We start from the raw sequence: 21140 nt of genomic DNA on the forward strand, positions 1-21140 counted from the left end.
ACCCCGCAACCGCGCTATAGCTCCAGGTCGATCGACAAACCGGTGCGGCGCCGTTCGCCATCGAGTTCCAGCGGTCCCGCCAGGTTGCTCACCACGCGCACTTCGCCGTCTTCCAGCGCTTGCGGCAGCGCGTGCATCAGGCGCGGGAAGAGGTCCACCGCATCGCCCTCCCCGGTGGCGTGCAGCGCGGCCCAGGCATTGCGGCCGGAGCGCTTGGCGATATACAGCCCCTGGTCGGCCAGTTCCACCACCTGCGGCCACGACAGCAGGCGCGGTTGCTCGGGCAGGAACGGAAAACAGGCAAAGCCGATCGAGCAGGTCTTGCGCAGCTTTTCGCCGTCGGGCAGCACGAAGTCGCGTTCGGCCACGGCGCGGCGCATGCGCTCGGCCAGCGCGCCGGCTTCGTCGCGGTGGGTGGCGCGCGCCAGCACCAGGAATTCCTCGCCGCCCCAGCGGATCACGTAGTCCGATTCGCGGAATACTTCGCGTAGGCGGGTCTGCATCTGCACCAGGATCGAGTCGCCAGCGGCATGGCCGTAACGGTCGTTGACGTGCTTGAAGTGGTCCAGATCGACCATGTAGAACACCAGGTCGTTGGGCGCCTGGCGGTCGCAGTCGTTGGCTGGCCGGGGCTGGCCGCGCTGCTGCGCACGCTCCTGCATATTGTCGTAGCCGCGCAAGCTCATGGCGACGTCGGCATCGACGTTGCGCAGGAAGAAGCGGCGGTTGCGCAGGCCGGTCAGCTGGTCGGTCAGGCTCACTTCTTCGAGCGCCTGGTAGGCGCGCTCGAGTTCCAGGTTCTTGTCGAGCAGCTGCTGCTGGGTGGCGGCCACCTGGCGGTAGGCGCTGGCGTTGTCGAGGGCGATGGCGCCGTACGCACACAGGGTGCGGAAGATCAGCCGTTCGCGTTCGCCGTAGGCGTTGGCGCGCATCGACTGCACCGTCATCACGCCCAGCACCCGCTCGCCCACGGCCAGCGGCGCGAACAGCATGCTCAGCGTGGGCAGCGTGCCGGAGATGTGGTTGACATTGGCCTCGCCCTCTTGCAGCGCGACCAGCAGTTCGCGGCGTTCGCGCACGCAGCGCGCGGAATTGGCGTCGGGGTCGTCCAGCGCCACCCGCAGCGGCGGCAACGGCCGGCCCGCTTCCACGCCGAAAGCGCTGGCCAGCCACTCGCCACCCGGCTCGATCAGGAAAATGGAGAACAGGGTGGCGTCGAGCAGGCCGTGGACGTGGCGGTCCAGCGCGCGGAACACGGCCGCCGATTCCAGGTGGGCGGTGATCTCCTGCCCCACTGCGCCCAGGTTCGCCAGCGTGGCGCTGGTGCGTTGCAGGATTTCGGCGCGACGCGCCTCGGCTGCCGCCAGCTGGCGGTGGTGCTCGCCCTCGGTCTGGGCGCGCTCGGTCTGGTATTGCACCTGCATGGCGATGGCGCGGTTGGTCGCTTCGCGGCTGTGGGTGAGGTCGCGCGCGGCGCCGGCCCGCAGCGCGATGGCGTAGGCGTGCTCGAAGTCGCCCACCGCCGCGTATTCGCGCGCGGTGGCGTCGAGCAGCGCGCCGGGCACGGTGTAGCCGTCGATGGTGGCGGCGATGTCCAGCGCCAGCAACAGGTAGTGCAGCGGCCCGCTGGGAGCGCTCATGCCGGGCGGCGGCGCCAGCGCCGGATCCTCCGCGCTGCCCGGGCGCGCGTGGATGTCGGCCAGCACCTGCAGGGCGGCAATCTGCGCCAGCGTGTCGCCCTTGGTGCGGGCCAGCGCCAGCGCGCCCTGCGCCACGGACAAGGCCTCGCCGGCCCGGCCCAGGTGCGCCAGCGCGTGCGCCTGGCCGCGCCGCGCGCTGCTCTGAAAATCGCCCTGGCCCAGCGCGTCGCCGCGCGCGGCCAGCCGGGTGAAGCTGTCGAGCGCCGCTGCGTGGTTGCCAAGGTCGAGCGCCAGGTCACCTTCGTATTCGAGCGCCACCGCGTAGGCGCGCGAGCCGGCCAGCGGCGTGAGCACCACCAGCGATTCGCGCAGCAGGGTTTGCGCGGCCTCGCGCTGGCCCAACTGGCGCAAGGTTTCGGCGGTTTGCATCAGGCACATGCCGATCGACAGCGGCCAGCCGGTGGGACGCGCCAGGTCCTGGGCGCGCTGCATCCAGTCCAGCGCCGCCTCGTGGGCGTTCAGGCAGGTGAAGCCGTTGCCGATATTGGTGGCGATAATGATGGCGCGACGCAGCTGGCCGCTGGTCAGCGCAGTGTCGAAGCTGCGCATCAGATGGCCGATGGCGCGACCGTATTCGCTGTGCTGGAAGGCGCGGGTGCCGAGAAAATCGCTGATCCAGCCGGCGGCGATGGCCGGCATGGCATCGAGGTCGGTGTCCCGCGTGGCGGTGTCGGGACGCCACGCCACTGGCCCGCCGGCGCCGTCGGTGAAGGCGGCGCAGATGCCGGCAGCAGCGCCGATGATGTCGCCGCGCACCGAATCGGACGCGGTACGGGCAGCTTCAGCCGCCTGCGCCAGCCAGCCGCTGGCGGCGATACTGTCGCCGCGGTCGTTGGCGATCCAGGCCTGCACCCAGCAGGCGTCGGCGCGGCCGCGCGCGGCGGCAACCTGCAGCAGCTCGGGAGCGGCCGCGTCGTGAGCGAGCAGTTGCAGCGCCTGGTCGGCATGGTACTGGGCGGTATCGAGCTCGCCGCGCACCCACGCGCCCTCGGCCGCCACCAGCAGCAGCCGCGCGCGCAGCACCGGCGCGTCCTGCGGCGCCACGGCCGGCAGCATCGCCTGTGCCTCGCCGGACAGCTCGCGGGCACGCACGGGATCGCGCTGGCGCAGGTGCCAGGCCAGCGCCGCCAGGTGCGGCAGGCGCGCCATGCCGGTCAAGTCGGGCAAGGTGTTTTCCCATTGCGCCAGGTCTGCGTCGCGCACGAACATGTCCACTCGGTGATTCCTCCTGCTATAGGGGGCGGTCGGTGCCGGCCAGTTTCTGCATTATTCCACAATTTCCAGACAACACAGTTTCCTATTTGCAATTATTGTTTTTCTTCGGTTCAAACCCGGTACACGGTGGCGGAATCACAGCGCGAGGACAAAAAAAACGCCGGCCATTGCCGGCCGGCGTGTGGTTGCAGCGAGAGAACGGGTCAGGAAGCGTGCTTGCTGATCTCGTTGAGGCGGATGCGCATGCTGTCGGTGGCGGCCGGGCCCGGTGCGAACATATAGTCCTCGTCGTTGATGGCCAGGCCGCTGTTGGCGTCCACCAGCACCTGGTCGGCCGGTTTGCCGGTCTCGCGGCTCACCACCAGCAGGCTGGCGCCTTCGGGGGCCAGGTGGTCGTTGCCCCAGGCGATGAAGGCCAGCAGCACCGGCTTGAAGTCGCGGCCCGACTTGGTCAGCACGTACTCGTAGCGCGGCGGCCGGGCGCTGTACTGGCGCCGTTCCATCAAGCCGCCCTCGACCAGGCCGTTCAGGCGCCGGGTGAGCATATTGGGGGCAATCTTGAGGCTCTTCTCGAACTCGTCGAAGCGGCTCAGGCCATAGAAGGCGTCGCGCAGGATCAGGATGCTCCACCATTCGCCTACTTTGCCCAGGCTGCGGGCGATCGGGCAAGGCATGCGGCCAAAGTCGGTATGTTTCATTGTTTACTCCTCGGTTCCAGGTTTTAAATCGGAAAAAACTGCCAGACAGTCACTAAGTCGAGTTCGGTGAGATTCAGTGACTTGCATGTTTGAGGTGAAAATTTGTGAACTTTCCCGGCGGTGAATGCCGCGTGACATTGTGTGTATTTTGGTCTCTCAATTTTCTTCTCCTGTTGTGATACATGACCCGGATGTTTCTCTATGAAAACTTCGTTTTTTAGACTATCGTGACACCCCTCAAAAATAGGCTAAAAAGAGGGGTTACAAACTATCCAAATTCCACTATTTGAAGAGAAGTTGATTTCGCCTGAATTGTGTACATTGGATAGAATGTTTATGTAGGGTAAAATTCGTTTCGTGGTTGCACGTAAAGACAAGCACTTCCGACTGATACATACATCACACCTCTGACAAAAATGAAACTTCTTGTTAAAGCACTTGGACTGGCCCTGATGACGTTGCCACTGCTGGCTTCGGCCGGCACCAAGTCCGCTTCCATGCAAGTAAGTTTCACCGTCACCGACGCCTGCACCGTGCAAGCCGGCGCCACCGCCGCCAAGGCCCCGACCGTGGCCTGCCAGCTCAACGCGCCGCACCTGATGACCGCGACGCAACCAGCGCCAGCCACCTCCGCCGACGCAGCAGCCGTGCGCCCCGCCGCCGGCGCGCAAGACTGGACCGTGTACTTCTAACTCCTAAACCGCCAACGTCTTGGAGCGCCTGAGAAAGCCTCCACAGCAAGGCGCAGTGCCGCAGACAGTACGAACGTACGGCGAGGCGCTGCAACGCCGCTGTGGCGGCTTTATCAGGCGCGACTAGAACGACACCGTGGCGGTCACCGTATCCTTGTAGTCCCCCGGCGACGGCGTGCTTTGCGCCGGCACCATCCCATACACCGTCATCGCCTGCGCCACGCCCGTACCGGTCCCGGTCACCGCCACCGTGCCCCCGGTGCCATCGCCCCAACTGGCGCCGTCTAGTCCACTGGACACCATGTAATCGACCGTCTCCGCCGTACCGGTATTGCGCATGCGCCGCGCGGTGGTGCTGGCGCCATACGTGCCGGCGCCGAGCGTAATACGGTAGGCAGTGTCCTTGCTGCACGTAACGGACAGGCTGGACGTGGTGCGCACGGCGGCAGTCAACAGCCGCGATTGCGGGAACGCCAGGTTGCCGATATTGATATTGCAGTCGTTGATCACCGGCGCGCTCACGGTGAACGGAATCGCCACCGTCTGCGGAATCAGGCAACCGAGCAAGCCCAGCAACGCGAACTGGTAATTCATGACCGCGCTGCCGGCGCCGAAGTTGGACGTGAAATTGAGGTTGTCCGGGCCCACCGACAGGCTCGACAAGGTGGAGTCCGCCTCGAGCTTGCCATACACCGTGACAAACTGGTCCAGACTGCCCGGTCCGCCGCTCTTGGTCATGGTGAAGACGATGCCATTGCCCGAGGTAGTGGTCCCGGTCCAGCCGCCCCAGATCTTGGCCGGCGCGTAGGTGGCGTCGGTGTACAGGTTGTAGTTGACCCGCAGCGCCCCGCTCGACAACTGCCGCGACGTGGTCGCGGTAGTTGACGCGTTGCCGCTGCCGGCGCCCAGGTTCAGGCAGATGGTCGCGTTGGGCGTGAGCAGGCCGGTCAGCACGTCGGTCGCGGTCCAGGTGCACGTGATCTTGAAGGTCGAGGACGCATACACGGGCCCGGGACTGATCGAGCTGACGCTGGGGAACATGACATTGGCCGGCGTGATGCCGCAACTGTCGGCGCGTGCCTTGCCGCCGCACAGCATCAGCAACATCAGCAGCAACGCCGAAGACAGCAGGCGCGCCATCACTGCACGCTCCGGCACACGACCGGTCCGATGGTGGGCATGGCGTTACCCGGCTCTTTCACATAGGCGAATTCGGCGATGCAGCGCCGCCCTTCCACCACGGCCTGCACATGGTTGAGCGGGGCCAGGTTGTCGATGAAGGCCAGGCCGTCGAAGCCGGTGACGGTGGTGGCGCCGCTTTCCAGGTGCACCACCTCGAGGCCGGTCGCCAGCGGCTGGCCGGCAGCGTCGTGCAGGATCACGGTGGCGGCGGCATAGGTTTCGACCGGGAACTCCGCCACCACGCCCGAGCGCCGCGCCGGGACCACGGTCAGCGTGGTGCGGGCGATGCGCGCGTCCAGCGGCAGGCTGCTGGTGTCGATCGAGATCTGGTTCGACAGGTACGGCGTGAGATTGGGTACCAGCAAATAGCCGCTGCTGCTGGTGGTGCCGATCGGCCGGTTTTCCTGCAGCACCGGCAAGCCGCCCACGCCGGCCGACACCAGCGCGAAGCCGGCCCCCACCTGGCGCGCCGCGTGCACGCTGCCATCCATCACCACCACCGAACCGGACGCACTGAACGCGGTTTCGCGCTTGCCGCCGCTTTCCTGCAAGAAGGCGCCCACCTGGCCGTAATTGCCGAGGTAGGTGCCCTGGGCCTGGCGCAAGGTGGCGCCGTTGTTTTCCAGCGACTGCAAGCCCCAGCCGAAGCCGCCCGCGTAATCGACCGTGCGGCCCAGCGTGAGGTTTTTCGATTGCACGCCGTTCTGGCGGCCGCTGCTGGCATTGGCCGAGAGCCGGTCGCCGAAGGTGCCACTGAGGCTGAAGAATATGCCGCGCGTGTTGGCGTCGCGGAAATCGCGGTAGGCGCTCACGCTCAGGTACAGGCCGGCGCCCAGCGTGGCCGCGTACGACAGCGCCGCCACCCGCGCTGGCGGCGATACCGGCACGCGCTGGCTGATGAACGACAGGCCCAGGGTCTGGCCGCCGAACAGGCCCATGTTGACATTCACGCGGTTGCTGGCGCGCACGCCGGGGCCGCCTTCGGCGGTGCCCAGGTCGCTGTAATGGCGGCTGGCGCGCAGCGATTCCATGTCCACCGAAAAGCCCGGGCTCAGGTACTGGTAGCCGATACTGGCCTGGGCGCCCTTGCCGGTGCCGGCGCTGGCTGCGACCGAGCCGGTCAGTACACCGATCTGGCCCATGCGCCACATGCCGCCCACGCCGCCGTTGACCACGCCGTTGCCGGCCTCGCCGTGCGCTTCCACGGTCACGCGGTCGGTCACGCCGCGCCGCATCGAGCCGCTCAGCGCCGGCGAGTGATCGTAATTAAAAGATTTACTGGTGTAGTCGCGCCGCAGCACGCCCAGCTCCACCGAATAGTCGGTCAGCCCCTCGGCCAGCAGGCGGGTATCGACATACAGCGGCACCACCGTGGTGATGGCGCGCCCGGCCGTATCGCGCGTGACCAGGGTGGCCTGGCCGGCGCCGCTCAGGCCCGACACTTGGTTGATGACGAACGGGCCGGACGGCACCGCCGTCTCCATCTGGCGCACGCCGTTGACGTACAGGCTGACCGCGCTCGGCACCACCGATGAACCGGCCAGCGACGCCACCGGAAAGGTCAGCAAATCGGGCCGCAAATCGAAGCTCTTGCGCCACTGCACGCCGCCCATGCGCAGCGACCGGCTCCAGGTCAGCGACGAGGAAATCAGGTCGCCCACCTGCCAGGTTTCCAGCGTGTGCGGGTCGGAATGGACCCAGGAAGAATCAAGGCGCACGTACTGGGTCAGCAGGCGGCTGGTGTTGAACACGCCAGTCGTGCTGAACACGCCATTGTTGTTGAAATACCGCAGCTCGTTGGCCACCGACAGGTAGCGCTCGTCGCCCCGACGGGCAAAGGCGTCGTAGCTGAACACGGCGCCGGGCGTGACGCTGGCCTCGCCCGGCTGTCGCAGGCTGCGCGCGTTCAGCGCCACCGGCGTGCGCAATGCGTCGTCGAGGCGCAGCGCAAGGCGCTGGTTGGCGGCGTCGTAGGTGTAGCGCAGGCCGTGCACATCGTCGAGGTTGACGGACTCGCGGTCGGCCACGCCCAACCGTTGCGGATCGAGTTCGAGGTCGCGCAGGTTTTGCACTGTCGTGTTCAGTCCGGTACTACCGAGCACAGTGCCGGGCTGGCGCGTGAAGCGCAAGATCAATCCGGTCTCTTGGCCGTTCAAAGTCACCTCCAGAAATAGTTCTTCCTCGGATGCCGCCGAGGTTGGTGCCGACGCCGGTGCCGAGGCAGGCACCAGCGCCGGCATCGGCGCCGGCGCGGCAGGAATCTGCGCGCGCACGCCGCCCATGAGTCCCCAGGCCAGCACCGCCATCGTCACCTTCAGGCAAGGCAGCCGCCGCCACATGGCGCGGCTACTCGAGTGCCGCCACGGTGCTGGCAGTTGCGGGCTTGGCATTGATATTGGCTTTGACCGCCAGGGTGCCGGACAGGTCGGCGTCGGCGGGTACCGGCAGGCGCCATTCGCGCTCGCGGCCGGCCAGCACATAGCCGAACAGGCCTTCGGCGATCGTAAAATTCTTGCCACGGGCATTGCTCAATTCGAACGAACCGATCTGCGCGCGCAGGGTGCCGCTGTTGCGCACCTTGAGCCGCCAGTGATCGTCCTTGCGGTAAACGGACCAGGCCAACGCCGGAGCAATACGCTCGTCGGCGGGCTGGACAAACATGGGAACGGAATAGCGCAGGCGGATATCGACGCCACTGGCGGGGCCTTCGCCCTCGCGGGGGATTTCGTCGATGAGGATCCGGTAGCTCAACTCGCGGCTGGGGAGTTGACTGCTGCGTCGCACGAGGCGAATGATCTGGCTGCTTTTAGGCCCGATCTGCAATATGGGGGGACTGGCTACTACTTCTTGTGTCGGGGTCAACACATCTTCCGTGTTGTTTTGGTCCCACAAAAACACCCTGACCTGGCCATACACGGGAGTCTCTCCCATGTTCTGCATGGTGATGCCGGTGGCACCTTGGCCTGCACGCAAAATAATCATGACTGGCGATATCTGCAAATTAGCAGCGCTCGCTTCCAACCCCAGCATCCCGCTCAACACGAGCATACCGAGTTTCATCCAGCACACCAGGCGCGCGGATAAGGTCATCGTTTAGAAATACACCGTGGCCGTGATGGTCGATTTATAGGTGTCAGGCTGCGGCGTCGCCTGGGCGGGAATGGCGCCATAGACGGTGAGCGTTTGCGCGGTGCCCGAACCGGTGCCGGAGCGGGTATCGGTGCCCTGGGTATTGCCCCAGTTGGTGGCGCCGGCGGCCTGGAACAGGTTGTAGGCGACGGTGCTGGTGTTGGCGCCAGTGCCGCTCATCACTCTTGCAGCCGTGGTGGAGCCGGTGCCGGTGCCCGCGTTCAGGCCCACGTTGTACGGCGTGGTGTTGGTGCAGGTGACGCTCAGCGTGGTGTTGACCGTGACCGTGTTGGCCAGCACGCCCTGGCTCTGGCCGAAGTCCAGCGGCTGGGTGGCGATGGTGCAGTCGGCGATGATCTTGAGCGTGACGTCGAAGTTCGCTGTCTTGGTGCCATTGGAATACGTCACGGCGTCGGCCATCGGTGCGGCGGCAAGCAGGGTGGTGGCCATGGCAGCAGCGAGCGCGGCACGGCTGGTTTTACGGGTGATCATACAACCTCCTTCAGAAATGAATCACAAAAAGTTGAGGTCTGGAGCCTTAAAACTTGCCCAATCCCAACACATGATTCAATTATTGATGATCTAAAAAAACTCTGCTTCTGCTGGAGGAGAGGAAGGTTTTGCGTGCGTAGAAATCCACCAAAAAATTTTCCAAACATGGGCATAATGGCGGCAGGTGCGCAACACTTCGTATCAAAAGATGACCAACCTTCAGGGTGAGCCATGCAGACTGCCGATAGCACTATGAGCAAGATTCTCATCGTCGACGACTCGGCGTTCGAGCAGCGTTTGCTGGTCGATCTGCTGAGCGAAATGCCGTACAAGGTCTCGGTGGCGCATAACGGCCTGCAGGGTTACCACCTGGCGCTGGCCAACCATCCCGACCTGATCCTGCTCGACGTGCGCATGCCCGACATGGACGGCTACACCGCCTGCCGGCTGCTCAAGGCCAATCCGGCCACCCAGGACATCCCGGTGATTTTCCTCAGCGGCGCCGACGCCGACGAGGAGCGCATCATGGGCTTGTCGATCGGCGGCGTCGATTACGTGTCAAAACCGTTTTCGCCGGGAGAACTGGCGGCGCGCATCCAGGTCCACCTGGCGCTGGCCCAGCGCGCCCATGGCGCTTCGGCCTCGGCAGCGCCGGCACCGGCCAACGATGCGGCCGACAGTCACCTGCCCGCCTCGCCCTACGGTGTCGATCCCGATGCCGTGACCGTGGCGGCCGTCAAACGCCTGATCGCCGACAACCTGGCCTCGCTGCCGGGCCTGGCCGAAATCGCCCGCAGCGTCGGCACTTACCGCGAAAAGCTGTCGCAGGTGTTCCGCGAACAAACCGGCATGACGGTGTTTTCGTTTATCAGGGAGGCGCGCATCCGGCGCGGTGAGGAACTGCTCAAGGACACCGACATCGACGTCCAGGACATCGCACTCTTAATCGGTTTCAATAACGCCGGCAACTTCGCCACCGCGTTCCGCGAGCGGCTCGGGGTGACGCCAACGGCCTACCGCCAGGCGATCCAGCAGCGGCGCTCGCCGTTGAATTGACGTCAATCAGATCAGGCAGGCAACTGCGGCGCAGCTTGCTGCATCTTGCGCCGCCAGAAGAACCACGACGCCAGCGCATTGATCCAGTACACGCCGTACAGCACCGACGTCAGGTACAAGCCGCGACTGGCGTACAGCGGTACGGCGATGGTGTTGACCAACAGCCAAAATTGCCAGGTTTGCAGGCGGCGGCCCATCAGCAGCAGCTGGGCGATCACGCTGAACATCAGCACGCCCGAATCGATGAACGGCGCGTAGGCGTTGGTGTACGCTTGCAGCAGCAGGCCGTAGATGGCCGTGGCGGCCAGGCCGAGCGCCCCCATCCAGATCAGCGCCTGCGGCCGGGCGCGCGTGATCGGCAACGGTGCGCCGGTGCCGCCGCGCAGCCAGCGCCACCAGCCGATCACGCAGGTAACGATAAAGAACAGTTGCAGGGTGACGTCGGCGTACAGGCGGGTGTCGTAGAACAGCACGGCAAACAGCCCGCAGCCGATGATGCCCAGCCACCACGAATGCACATTGTTGCGCCCGGCGAGAATGATCGAAACCGTCATGACGGCATTGGCGGCGATTTCCAGCAGAGAGGTCAAAAGTATCTTTCGGAAGCAGAAGCGAAGGCGATCAGTCGCGGCAGTCATGTGGCAGCACGGCGGCGGGCAGGTCTTCCGCGCTGCAACGCCAGAGCACGCGCCTATTCTCGTCCACGCGGGGCGTGAACGCAAGCGCGCCGCCGCGGTACCGCATGTCGGACGGGTACACCCGGACCACGCCGTTGCCGGCATCGACTTCCAGGGTTTGCACCGCGTGGCCGGGATCGATCAGCGCGTAGCCGGTCTGCTCCAGGGTAGCCGGGCTCTGGCCGTTGGCATAGTAATAGCGCTCCACCGCCGCCGCCGCCTCGCGGCCCACGGCAACCGCCTGCGTCATGCGGGTGCGCGCTTCCAGGTTTTGCCAGGCGGGCCAGGCAACGGTGGCCAGCACGGCCGCCAGCGTCAGCAGGGTCAGCGCCGCACCGGGTGCGCCCAGCCCCAGGCTCACGCGCGGCACGCACAGTGCCAGCACATACGCGAGCCCGTGCCGTGGCGCAGCCGGTTCGACCGGCGCGCCCTGCGCCAGGTCGCGCACTACCGCCATGCGCTTGACCAGCCACGGACGGTCGCTGATCAGTTCGTGGAATGACATCCAGAAGCCGCCGGCCTGGCGCGCCTGGGCCGCGTAGCCGGTACGGTCCAGGTGGCGCCAGCGCTTGCCGCCGGCCGCCAGCGCGGCCAGCCCGGCCTGGGCGCTGGCCAGCTCGGCGCAGGCGTGGAAACCATGGCGGTCGCACGAGTATTCGCGGGCGCGGGCATACGCTGCGCCCAGCAGCGGCAGCAGCGCGGCCGGCGCCAGCAGCAGCGCCCGGTGCAGGTGGCGCCGGTCGAGGCGGCCGATGGCATGGCCGATGTGGAAATTGATGGCGTCCGGGCGGTCGTCGAGCGCATCGACCAGGTCGCTGTCGAGGACGATGATGTTATTGCCGGGAAAACGCGTGGCCAGCGCATGAAAACCGCCACCCGCTTGCAGCAGGTAAGCGTCGGGCACGGACGTGCGCTCCAGCCGTGCGCAGCACGCTTGCACCCGTTGGTGCAGGTCGGGAAACTGTTGCGCAGTGATGCGTACGCCGGTGCCGGTCAGCCAGGCCACCAGCGCCGATTGCGCCAGGTAGCAGGCCAAATACCAGGCCAGGTAAAACGCCGCCGCGTACAGCAACGCCTGGCCCAAGTTGCCGATCAGCAGCGCGCCCCACGCCAGCATGGACACCGCCAGCATCACGCCGAAGAGCAGGTTTTCATTCTTGTACACCAAGTTCATGCGGTTCCCGGACCAAAAGTTTCCGGGAGTCATTTTATAGGTGTTTTAAGAAAAAGTTAACGCTTTATGACAACAATCTCATTTCAGGGCAAGGCGGTTTGCAGGTCGCCGAGGTTGACTGGTTTGACCAGGTGGGCGTTGAAGCCGGCCGCGCTGCTGCGCGCCTTGTCGTCGGCCCTGCCGTAGCCCGACAGCGCGATCAGGGTCACCGTTGCGCCGTGCGGCAAGGCGCGCAGGTGGCCGGCCAGTTCGAAGCCGTCCATGCCGGGCAAGCCGATGTCGAGAATCGCCACTTGCGGCATCGATACGCCGGCGGCGGCGATGGCCTGGGCCGGATCGTAGGCCACGCTGGCCTCGTAGCCGAGCGCACCCAGCAGCTCGGCCAGCGAATCGGCGGCATCCTGATTGTCGTCCACCACCAGCACGCGCACGCTGCCGCTCGCTGCTGGCCCGGGATCGACCGGCCCTGGGGCTGCGATCGGCACCAGGACCGGCGCGGGCACAGCCTCGGCAACTACCGAATCGGGCAGGTTGATGGTAAACGTGCTGCCGCGCCCCTCGCCGCCGCTGTAGGCCTGGATGGTGCCGCCGTGCATGCGTACCAGGTTGTGCGCCAGCGCCAGCCCGATACCGAGGCCGCCCTTGGCGCGGTCGAGCTTGCGGCTGCCCTGGACGAACAGATCAAAAATGTGCGGCATCAGGCTGGCCGGGATGCCGTTGCCGTCGTCGGTGACCAGGATTTGCAGGTCGGCCCCGCGCACCCGCGTGGCCAGCGTGATGTGGCCGGCATGCGGCGTGTAGCGCGCGGCATTGTTGAGCAGGTTGGCGACCACTTGCGCCAGCCGCGCCGGATCGCCGTGCCAGCGCACGGTGGGCACGTCCACCAGCAGGCGATGCTGCTTTTGTTCGATCAGCGGCGCAGCCATCTCGATGGCGCGGTTGAGGATGTCTGCCAGCGGCATGGTCTCCTTGCGCAGCTCGACCTTGCCCCGCGCCAGGCGCGAGACGTCCAGTAAATCATCGACCAGCCGTACCAGGTGATCGACCTGGCGCTGGATCACTTCCTGCTCGTGGCCGGTATCGACGCTGTCGTGCGCACCGGCGCCGCGCAGCTTCATCAGCTTGAGCGCGGTGACGATGGGCGCCAGCGGATTGCGCAGCTCGTGGCCCAGCATGGCCAGGAATTCATCCTTGATGCGCGCCGTGGAATCGAGGTCGCCGTGCAGACGCTCGCTCTCGGCCATGGCCAGCGCCAGTGCACGGTCGGCCTCGAGGCGGCTCAGCGTGGCGCACACGCTGGCGGTGAATTGCGCGAGGAACTGGCGGCAGGCGGCGTCCACCGGCAAATGCGGCGAGACGTGGAAGGCCAGCGCCAACTCGGCGCACAATTGCAGCTCGGCGCCCGGGATCACGACCAGGCCGGCATCGAGGTCCGAGACGGCTGTACCGGACGCTTCGCCGCGCAGCAGTTCCACGCTGCGCAAGTCGCGCGGATGGTCGGCCGCGCAGCGGGCGATGGCGACAGCCATGTCGGCCTCGCTGCGGCAGGCCAGCAACGCCCGGCCCAGCAGGTCGAGCGCATGGCGGCGCCGTTCGGCCAGCACTTGCGCGGTGGTTTCGGTACACACGACCAGCACGCCGCCCACGCCGTCGCTGTCATCGAATACGGGCGTAAAGCTGTAGTTCCAATAAACGTCTTCGAGAATGCCGTTGCGCAGGATGGGGACCAGCTGGTTGACATGGACTTGCGGCTCGCCGCCGTGCCGTACGTGCTCGATCTGCGGGCCGATGGTGGCCCAAGCCTCGGCCCAGCAGGCCGCCCCGCCCTGCCCCAGCGCGGCGGGATGTTTATCCGCGCCAAAGCACGGCACGAAGGCGTCGTTATAGACCTGCACCAGGTCCTCGCCCCAGTACAAGAACATCGGCTGGGCAGCGTGCAACACGACGCCAACGCAGGTGCGCAGCGATGCCGGCCAGGCGTCGATGGGGCCCAGCGCCGTGGTGTGCCACGGAAAGGCGCGCACCAGGTCGCGCATCGGCGTACCGGCGCCGATGAAGCGGTGCGCGGGCGTTGCCAGCAGGGAGGAAACGGGTAAGGCCGCCATGATCTATTTATCTGAGGAAAGCAGAAGTGTAGCAACTGGGCGGCGGCGCGGCGCACGATAGACGACCAGTTATCCCGGGAGAATCGCCTGTTCGGCTGCATGATTTTCCATTGCCTTTATGCTATTCTCGCTGCGGTTCGCCCGCCGGGTGGAAAGACAGGAAAGTGCCCCATGCCGCACAAAAAAATCATCGCTTGCCTGTTGGCGCTGTGGCTGCCAGTAACGCTGGCGCTGGCGCAGACGAATGCGCCAGCGCGGCAGCAACAACTGCAGTCGCAGGTCGCCGCCACGGTCACCGTGACCGGCGGCCAGGTGCTCGGTACCGCCATGGCCGACGGCAGCGCGATCTTCAACGGCATTCCCTATGCCGCCTCCCCTGCCGGCGCCAGGCGCTGGCTGCCCCCCGCGCCGCGCACACCGTGGCCGGGCGTGTTGGATACCACCGCACCTGCCCCCGCCTGCGTGCAGGCCGATGTCGGCTGGAACCAGGGTTTCATCGCCAGCGCGCAGGAAGACTGCCTGAGCGTTTCGCTGCGCACGCCGTCGCTGCAAGCGGATGCGCGGTTGCCGGTGCTGGTGTATATCCATGGCGGCTCCAATGCCGCTGCCGGCGCCGGCAGCCTGGCCGACGACAGCCTGCACCGCCAGGGTATCGTCGTGGTCAAGCTGCAATACCGGCTGGGCGCTTTCGGCTTCCTGGGGCTGGACGCCTTGCGCGCCGAAGATCCGCACGCCTCGTCGGCCAACTACGGCCTGCTCGACCAGATCGCCGCCCTGCGCTGGGTGCAGGCCAATATTGCCGCTTTTGGCGGCGATCCCGCCAACGTCACCATCAGCGGCAACTCGGCCGGCGCCACCGACGCCCTGTTCCTCACGTACACACCGCTGGCCCGGGGCCTGTTCCGCCGCGCCATCCTGCAGGCAGCCGCGCCGGGGGCGCCGCGCACGGCAGCCCACAGCGAGGCGATGGGCAACGAACTGCTCGACCGCCTGCGCCTGCCGCGCGGTGCCGCCGGTCTGGCCGCGTTGCGCTCCCTGCCCGCCGCCGCGATTGCCAAGGCAGCGGAAAATTTGCCGGTCTCGCCCGGCGTCGATCCGAGTTTTACGTGGGAACAGCAAAATATCGACGGCTACGTGCTGCCGCAAAGCTATCCCAAGGATGCCGGCCGTGGCATCGACATCCTGATCGGCAACAACACCCAGGAACTGGGCGCCGACCGTGCGCCGGCCAGCGGCCCGGCGCTGATCGCCGCAGCATTCGGCCACCGGGCCGCCGCCGCGCAAGCCTTGTACGGCACGCCTGGTGTGAACGATCCGCTCGGCGCCATCCCCACCCAGGTGATGACCGATATGTGGTTCCGCTGCCCGGCCCGCTGGCTGGCCGGGCGCATGGCAACGGCCAGTCCACGAGTGTGGCGCTACGAGTTCGGCTACGGCGCGCCCGGCAGCGGCAAGCCGCCCGAGCACACCAGCGAAATGGACTATATCTACCGGGCGCCGCCCGCCAACACGCTGGCTACCGACTGGCCACCGGTGCAACGGTACTGGGCCAACTTCATCCGCCATGGCGATCCGAACGGTCCCGGTCTGCCGCGCTGGCCGGCGGTGGCCGACCATGACGGGTCGCTGTCGATCACACCGGCCGGCACCGTGGCCGTGCATGGCGCGCGCGCGGCGTTGTGCGACTTGCTGTTCGAGGGACGCGACCATCCGCCGTCGAGCATCGTGCCGCCCGCACCGTAGCGGTTTGCTTGCCAAACTGTAGTTATGGCGCAACGACCGGGGGTGATCGAAGGCCCGGTCGTACCAAAAGAAGTATTAATAAAATCAACTGCGTGACTGTTTCCCGCAGCCCCGGTTTTTCGTCCGGATGCCTCGCATATGATCGATTCACCCGCAAGGGGGAGACGAATCAATACTATAAGAGGATACGCATGAAGAACCGGAACCATAGCAGTCCGCTCAAGCCGTCCGTACTGGCAGTCATCGGCGTACTTGCCGCCATGAGCGCCCAGGCACAGGAAACCACCCCACCCACCAGCGCCAGCGAAGCCAAGAGCGCCGAGGAACAGGTCGTTGTCGTGACCGGCTTCCGCGCCAGCCTGAACAGCGCACTGAACACCAAGCGCGCCAGCGACGGCATCGTCGATGTGATCAAGGCCGAAGACATCGCCAAGTTCCCCGACGCCAACCTGGCCGAATCGCTGCAACGCGTGCCGGGCGTGTCGCTCACGCGCGGCGACGGCGGCGAAGGCAAGCAGATCACGGTGCGCGGTCTGAACGCGGGCTTTACCCGCGTGCGCATCAACGGCATCGAGGGCGTGACCGCCACCGGCGCGTCCGACATCAACGGCAGTACCAACCGCGGCCGGGGCTTCGACTTTTCGGTGTTCGCCTCGGAACTGTTCAACAGCCTGGAAGTGCGCAAGACATCGGAAGCGGCCGTGGAAGAAGGCTCGCTCGGCGCCACCGTCGATCTGCGCACGGGCCGGCCGTTCGACTTCAAGGGCCGCACCTTCAGCATCGGCGCCCAGGGCATGCACAACTCGGTATCCAAGACCAACGACCCGCGCGTGACCGCGCTGTACTCGGACCGCTGGAAAACCTCGTACGGCCAGTTCGGCGCGCTGATCTCGGCCGCGTACTCCAAGCGCACTGCGCAGGAAGAAGGCTACGAGGCGGTCGAATTGCTCAGCGCCAGCAACGACGGCGGCTTCTGCTCGCCGCTGGGCGCGGCAGTACAAAATCCGGCCAACAACGCGGTCAAGGGAGTTACCGCTACCAATTGCGGTTTCGGCGTGCCGCGCACGTCCAATACCGCCGCCTACAACGACGTGATGGGCCGCACCGACAATTACGGCGGCACGGTCGCCAACCCGCTGCCGGGCTCGGGCGCGTTCGCGCCGCGCATTCCACGCTTCCGCCGCTCGCTCACCGAGTACGAGCGCACCGGCCTGACCGGCGCGCTGCAATGGCGCCCGAGCAGCGCCACCGAGTTGAACCTCGACCTGATGGGCGGCAAGTTCAACAACAAACGCTACGACAACTACATCTCGGCCATCTCGTTCGGGCGCAGCATGGCGCAATCGAACGGCAAGCCGCAGACGTCGATCGTCGATGCGCACTTCAACGACAACGGCAGCTGGGACTACGGCAAGTTCAACGCGGTGGACATCCGCACCGAGGGTCTGCTCGACGTGTATTCGACCACCTTTAAACAATACGTGCTGTCGGGCCGTCACGACGTCACCGACCGCCTCAAACTCGAATTCCTGAGCGGCCGCTCGCGCTCGGACCTGGACGAGCCGCAGCGCACCACCGTGCAGTTCGACTCGCCCAACGCCAACGGTTATTCTTTCGACTTCCGCAACAACCGCAACGTGCCGACGATTAACTTCGGCATCGACGTGACCAACCCGAACAATTTCTCGTTCGCGCCGCAGGAAGCGGACGGCACCTTCCACGGCCAGTTCGTGGGCCGCTACCTGCACACCCGCAACACGCTGAAAACCAACCAGGTCACTGCGGCATTCGAAGCGAACGACAACCTGACCCTGCGCACCGGCCTCTCGCGCCGCAACAACCAGTGGACCAACGTGGAAATCGGTTCGGGCGGCAACGGCTTGCGCCTGCCGGCCGGCGTCACCATGGACTCGATCTCGCGCCAGATCAGCGGCTTCGGCAAGGGCCTCGGCGGCTCCGGCGTCCCGAGCTCGTGGGCGGCGGTGGACTTGAACAAGTTCCTCGCGGTGTACAACATCGAGTGCCATTGCGCGGCCGTGCCCGGTTCCGAATATAACTACCTGAACCAAGCCAACCGGGGCGTCGAGGAAAAGATCGACGCCGCCTTCCTCATGGCCGATTTTAATTACGACCTGTTCAACATCCCGCTGCGCGGCAACGTCGGTGTGCGTCACGCGCGTACCGAGATGAACTCGTTCGCGCTGGTCAACGCCAACGGCACGCTGGAACCGGTGCGCGGCCGCAACCGCTACAACGACTACCTGCCGGCGCTGAACGTGTCGGCCACGCTGCACAAGGACGTGATGCTGCGCTTCTCGGCCGGCAAAACCCTGGCGCGTCCCGAGTACACCGACCTGGCGCCATCGAGCACGCTCAATGCGCAGGTGCAGACTGTCAATATCGGCAACCCGAACCTGTCGCCGATCCGCGCCAAGACCTTCGACCTGCAAGCCGAGTGGTACTACGACAAGAACGCCATGGTGTCGGTGGGCGCCTTCCACAAGAAGATCGGTACCTTCATCCAGGGCGTGTCGGACCGCGCCGTGTTCTCGAGCTTGGGCCTGCCCGACTCGGTGCTGCTGGGCGGCGGTTGCAGCATCACCGGCGGCACGCCGGCTTGCGCAACGTTACCTAGCACGACGGTGGTGGTGAACCGCCAGGTGAATACCCCGGGCGGTCCGCTGACCGGTTACGAGTTCAACCTGCAAGCACCGTTCAGCTTCCTGCCCGGCATCTGGAGCAACTTCGGTCTGCTGGCGAACTACACCTACGTCGATTCGAAGATCACCTACATCACGCGGGTGGACAATCCGAACACGCCGGCCAACGAGCAGCTGACCCAGCGCGCCAACTTCACCGGCTTGTCGCCAAAGGCGCACAACCTGACCTTGTTCTACGAGGATCCGAAGTTCAGCGCCCGGGTTTCGGCCGCGCACCGTTCGTCGTACCTGCTCAACGTGCTTGGCAACGTGCAGGGACACGACTTCACCATTGTCGATGGCTCGACCAACGTCGACTTCAGCATGTCGTACAACCTCACGCCGCAACTGCGCCTGAGCTTTGAGGGCCAGAACCTCAACGACACGCCGCTGCGCTACGGCCGCGACAACCAGCGCAACGACACGCTGTTGTACGTGCATTCGGGTCGTACCTTCGTGGTGGGGATGAATTACAAGTACTAAATCGGCTTGCACCAATGAAGAGGGGCGCCACTGCGGCGCCCCTTTTTTATTGAAAATGGTCAGCGCCAGGCGCTGCAACGACGCTCAGAGCGAGGCGCAGCGCCGTAGACAGTGCGTGAGCACGGCAAGGCGCTGCAACGACGCTCTGGCCGTTTTTAGTGTTCTTGCCAGTGGTCGAGATTGTGAGGTTCGGCTAATGGCGTGCCATTGCGCTCGGCGCGGAACCGCGCCGACGCTGCATACACGGCGCGCCGCACCCGCATGATCGAGCCGAGCGGGCGGTGCGCGGCGATGCAATGCCACGGGCTGAACTGCATGCCGTCGTCCACCAGCACCGACAGGCCATGCGTCCAGCCAGCCTGGGCCGGAGCAGAGATGCGCGCCACGGCCACCCACGGCGTGTTCCATTCCACGGTCGGGTCTTCAATCGGCGTCTCGTCGAGATCGGTGCCCAGTTGTGCCCGCAGTTCCCACTCGGCCGCGTGCTCGGTCATGAAATCGACCACCGCGCCGCGCAAGCCATTGGGCTTGTGGTCGAGATCGACCGGCTGGTCCTTGAGCATGGCCAGCTCGGGCGACACCGGCACCAGTTGCAGCTTGGCCATGTAACGGCCGAACAGCACCGGCACCTGGGTAAAGAAGGTTTCGCCGAGGATGTGGGTTTCCGGATGGCCGCCCATGCTGATCAGGGTGGCGCTTTCGCCGCCAACCGCTTCGATCACTTTTTCGGCGCCCTGCAAGGCGGCCGACAGCGCTTTCTTCAAGCCGGGCGCCTTGTCGGTGGTGGCGGCCAGCAGCTTGACGCTGCCGAGGAATTTCTTGGCGGTCGGAGTCTGGAAAGTCGGGCCATTGACCATGACGAAGTCCTGGGTGACATCGCCCTGGCCGTCGGCCAGGCGCTCGCCCGGCACCCCGATCACCTTGATGGCCATGCCGCGCGGCGTGGACACTTTATCGTCGAGCAAGTCGCCGGGCGTGGTGGACAGGCGCATCACCACCGGGTATTCACCGCTGGCGGCAAACAGGCCCTGCGAATAATCGGGCGGCAGGTTGTCGAGCACGCGCAGGGTACCGCGCAGCAAGCCGTGGCTCTTGGCATGCACGCCGCGCGGGGCGTGGCCGCTGTCCTTGTGGACGGTGCCGGCGATATCGTGCATCTGCTCCTGCAGACCGGCAATGGTTTCGGCTTCGTCCTCCTCCAGTACTTCGTAGGAAGGATCGTAGGGCAATGGCTGTTTCAGGTGACGGGTGGGAAAATCCATGAGGGTATCCTGCTGGCTGGTTGGCTGACATTGCCATCATGGCGTGGTTGCGGCCTGGCGTCTGTGGTGCCACGCACGCACGGCCCGAGCCTTCATTACGCTCGCGCCGGTTCCGCACCAAAGGCGCGCACGATTGCGCACCACATTGAAGCATTTCAGCGCGAACGTTAATTTATATATATAATATTGCGCTCACGAAATATCAATTAAACCACTTCGTGAATTGACCCATTTAAAGAGAGAAATATGAAAAACACCATCTTGTTCGCCATGCTGGCAGCACTGGCCGGCACCGCCGCCGCTCAATCGCAAGGCGCTTACGTCGGCGGCAGCGTTGGCCGTGCAGAACAAAAACTGTCGATCGGTTCGACCAAGGACCACGACACCGGCTTCAAGCTGTTCGGTGGCTACAACTTCAACCAGAACTTCGGCCTGGAAGGCGGCTACACCGACCTGGGCAAGCTGGAACGCTCGGGCTTTGGCGCACGTGCTTCCTTCGAACCAACCGCAGTGTATTTCGCTGCGACCGGCACCCTGCCGCTGGACGCGCAGTTCTCGCTGATCGGTAAAGCCGGCGTGGTCCGTTCCGAAGTGAAGGCCAACGCTTCGCTCAATGGCTTCAACGTGAACGACAAGGCAAACCGCAGCTCCGCTTACGTCTCCGTTGGCGCCGCCTACGCCATCAACACCAACTTCAGCATTGTTGCTGAGTACGAATACTTTGGCAAAATCGCCAAGTTCGAAGACAGCAACGACAACCTGAAAGCCAACATGGTGTCGGTCGGCGTACGCTACAAGTTCTAAGCAATACCCGTTCAGTATCGATCAGCGGC

The 21140-nt window shown here is 65.4% G+C and carries 15 protein-coding genes; 5 read left to right on the top strand and 10 right to left on the bottom strand.

Annotation, left to right across the window (positions count from 1 at the left end; genetic code table 11):
* Positions 1-14 precede the first annotated feature (14 nt).
* Both F8197_RS17950 and F8197_RS17955 read right to left on the bottom strand, forming a co-directional pair.
* The gene (locus tag F8197_RS17950) at positions 15-2909 is read right to left on the bottom strand and encodes a sensor domain-containing diguanylate cyclase (protein WP_152883057.1); all 2895 of its coding nucleotides are present in this window, start codon (positions 2907-2909) and stop codon (positions 15-17) included.
* 209 nt (positions 2910-3118) lie between these two features.
* Positions 3119-3613, bottom strand: coding sequence for a helix-turn-helix domain-containing protein (locus F8197_RS17955; protein WP_019923340.1), 495 nt, complete (start codon positions 3611-3613; stop codon positions 3119-3121).
* 452 nt (positions 3614-4065) lie between these two features.
* On the opposite strand from F8197_RS17955, the gene F8197_RS17960 reads away from it, so the two are divergent.
* A complete protein-coding gene (locus tag F8197_RS17960; RefSeq protein ID WP_152883058.1) occupies positions 4066-4305 on the top strand; it encodes a hypothetical protein in 240 nt (79 codons plus the stop codon).
* A gap of 123 nt (positions 4306-4428) precedes the next feature.
* On the opposite strand, the gene F8197_RS17965 is transcribed toward F8197_RS17960, so the two are convergent.
* From F8197_RS17965 to F8197_RS17980, 4 genes are read right to left on the bottom strand one after another with little or no spacing between them, the layout of a single operon-like run.
* Positions 4429-5463, bottom strand: coding sequence for a spore coat U domain-containing protein (locus F8197_RS17965; RefSeq protein ID WP_152883059.1), 1035 nt, complete (start codon positions 5461-5463; stop codon positions 4429-4431).
* Complete coding sequence (locus tag F8197_RS17970) at positions 5445-7826, bottom strand: fimbria/pilus outer membrane usher protein (RefSeq protein WP_227012313.1); 2382 nt, start codon at positions 7824-7826, stop codon at positions 5445-5447. The genes F8197_RS17965 and F8197_RS17970 overlap by 19 nt, the downstream gene beginning before the upstream one ends.
* 7 nt (positions 7827-7833) lie before the next feature.
* A complete protein-coding gene (locus tag F8197_RS17975) occupies positions 7834-8547 on the bottom strand; it encodes a molecular chaperone (protein ID WP_227012314.1) in 714 nt (237 codons plus the stop codon).
* Between the two features lie 33 nt (positions 8548-8580).
* Positions 8581-9108 carry a spore coat U domain-containing protein gene (locus tag F8197_RS17980; protein ID WP_152883060.1) on the bottom strand — a complete coding sequence of 176 codons (528 nt, stop codon included), beginning with the start codon at positions 9106-9108 and terminating at the stop codon, positions 8581-8583.
* A 231-nt stretch (positions 9109-9339) separates the two neighbouring features.
* Here F8197_RS17980 and F8197_RS17985 point away from each other — a divergent pair, with 231 nt between their 5' ends.
* Positions 9340-10164: a response regulator gene (locus F8197_RS17985; RefSeq protein WP_152883061.1), complete on the top strand. Its 825-nt coding sequence runs from the start codon at positions 9340-9342 to the stop codon at positions 10162-10164.
* Positions 10165-10175: 11 nt separating this feature from the next.
* On the opposite strand, the gene pnuC is transcribed toward F8197_RS17985, so the two are convergent.
* The 3 genes from pnuC to F8197_RS18000 form a co-directional block, all read right to left on the bottom strand.
* Positions 10176-10754 (bottom strand): nicotinamide riboside transporter PnuC, encoded by a 579-nt coding sequence (gene pnuC / locus F8197_RS17990; protein ID WP_152883062.1) that lies wholly within the window; start codon positions 10752-10754, stop codon positions 10176-10178.
* A 31-nt stretch (positions 10755-10785) separates the two neighbouring features.
* Positions 10786-12015: a M48 family metallopeptidase gene (locus F8197_RS17995; protein WP_152883063.1), complete on the bottom strand. Its 1230-nt coding sequence runs from the start codon at positions 12013-12015 to the stop codon at positions 10786-10788.
* 83 nt (positions 12016-12098) lie between these two features.
* Positions 12099-14120, bottom strand: coding sequence for an ATP-binding protein (locus tag F8197_RS18000; protein WP_152883064.1), 2022 nt, complete (start codon positions 14118-14120; stop codon positions 12099-12101).
* 171 nt (positions 14121-14291) lie between these two features.
* On the opposite strand from F8197_RS18000, the gene F8197_RS18005 reads away from it, so the two are divergent.
* The gene (locus F8197_RS18005) at positions 14292-15863 is read left to right on the top strand and encodes a carboxylesterase/lipase family protein (RefSeq protein WP_193333471.1); all 1572 of its coding nucleotides are present in this window, start codon (positions 14292-14294) and stop codon (positions 15861-15863) included.
* A 191-nt stretch (positions 15864-16054) separates the two neighbouring features.
* Entirely contained in the window at positions 16055-19045 is a 2991-nt protein-coding gene (locus F8197_RS18010) for a TonB-dependent receptor (protein ID WP_152883066.1), read from the top strand.
* Positions 19046-19200: 155 nt separating this feature from the next.
* Here F8197_RS18010 and F8197_RS18015 read toward each other — a convergent pair whose 3' ends face one another.
* The gene (locus F8197_RS18015) at positions 19201-20307 is read right to left on the bottom strand and encodes a catalase family protein (RefSeq protein WP_152883067.1); all 1107 of its coding nucleotides are present in this window, start codon (positions 20305-20307) and stop codon (positions 19201-19203) included.
* 246 nt (positions 20308-20553) lie between these two features.
* Here F8197_RS18015 and F8197_RS18020 point away from each other — a divergent pair, with 246 nt between their 5' ends.
* On the top strand, positions 20554-21111 hold the full coding sequence (locus F8197_RS18020) for an outer membrane beta-barrel protein (RefSeq protein WP_019923352.1): 558 nt from the start codon (positions 20554-20556) through the stop codon (positions 21109-21111).
* Positions 21112-21140: the final 29 nt, after the last annotated feature.

It is taken from the genome of Duganella sp. FT27W, assembly GCF_009295655.1.
In the GTDB taxonomy this organism is placed as follows: domain Bacteria; phylum Pseudomonadota; class Gammaproteobacteria; order Burkholderiales; family Burkholderiaceae_D; genus Rugamonas; species Rugamonas zoogloeoides.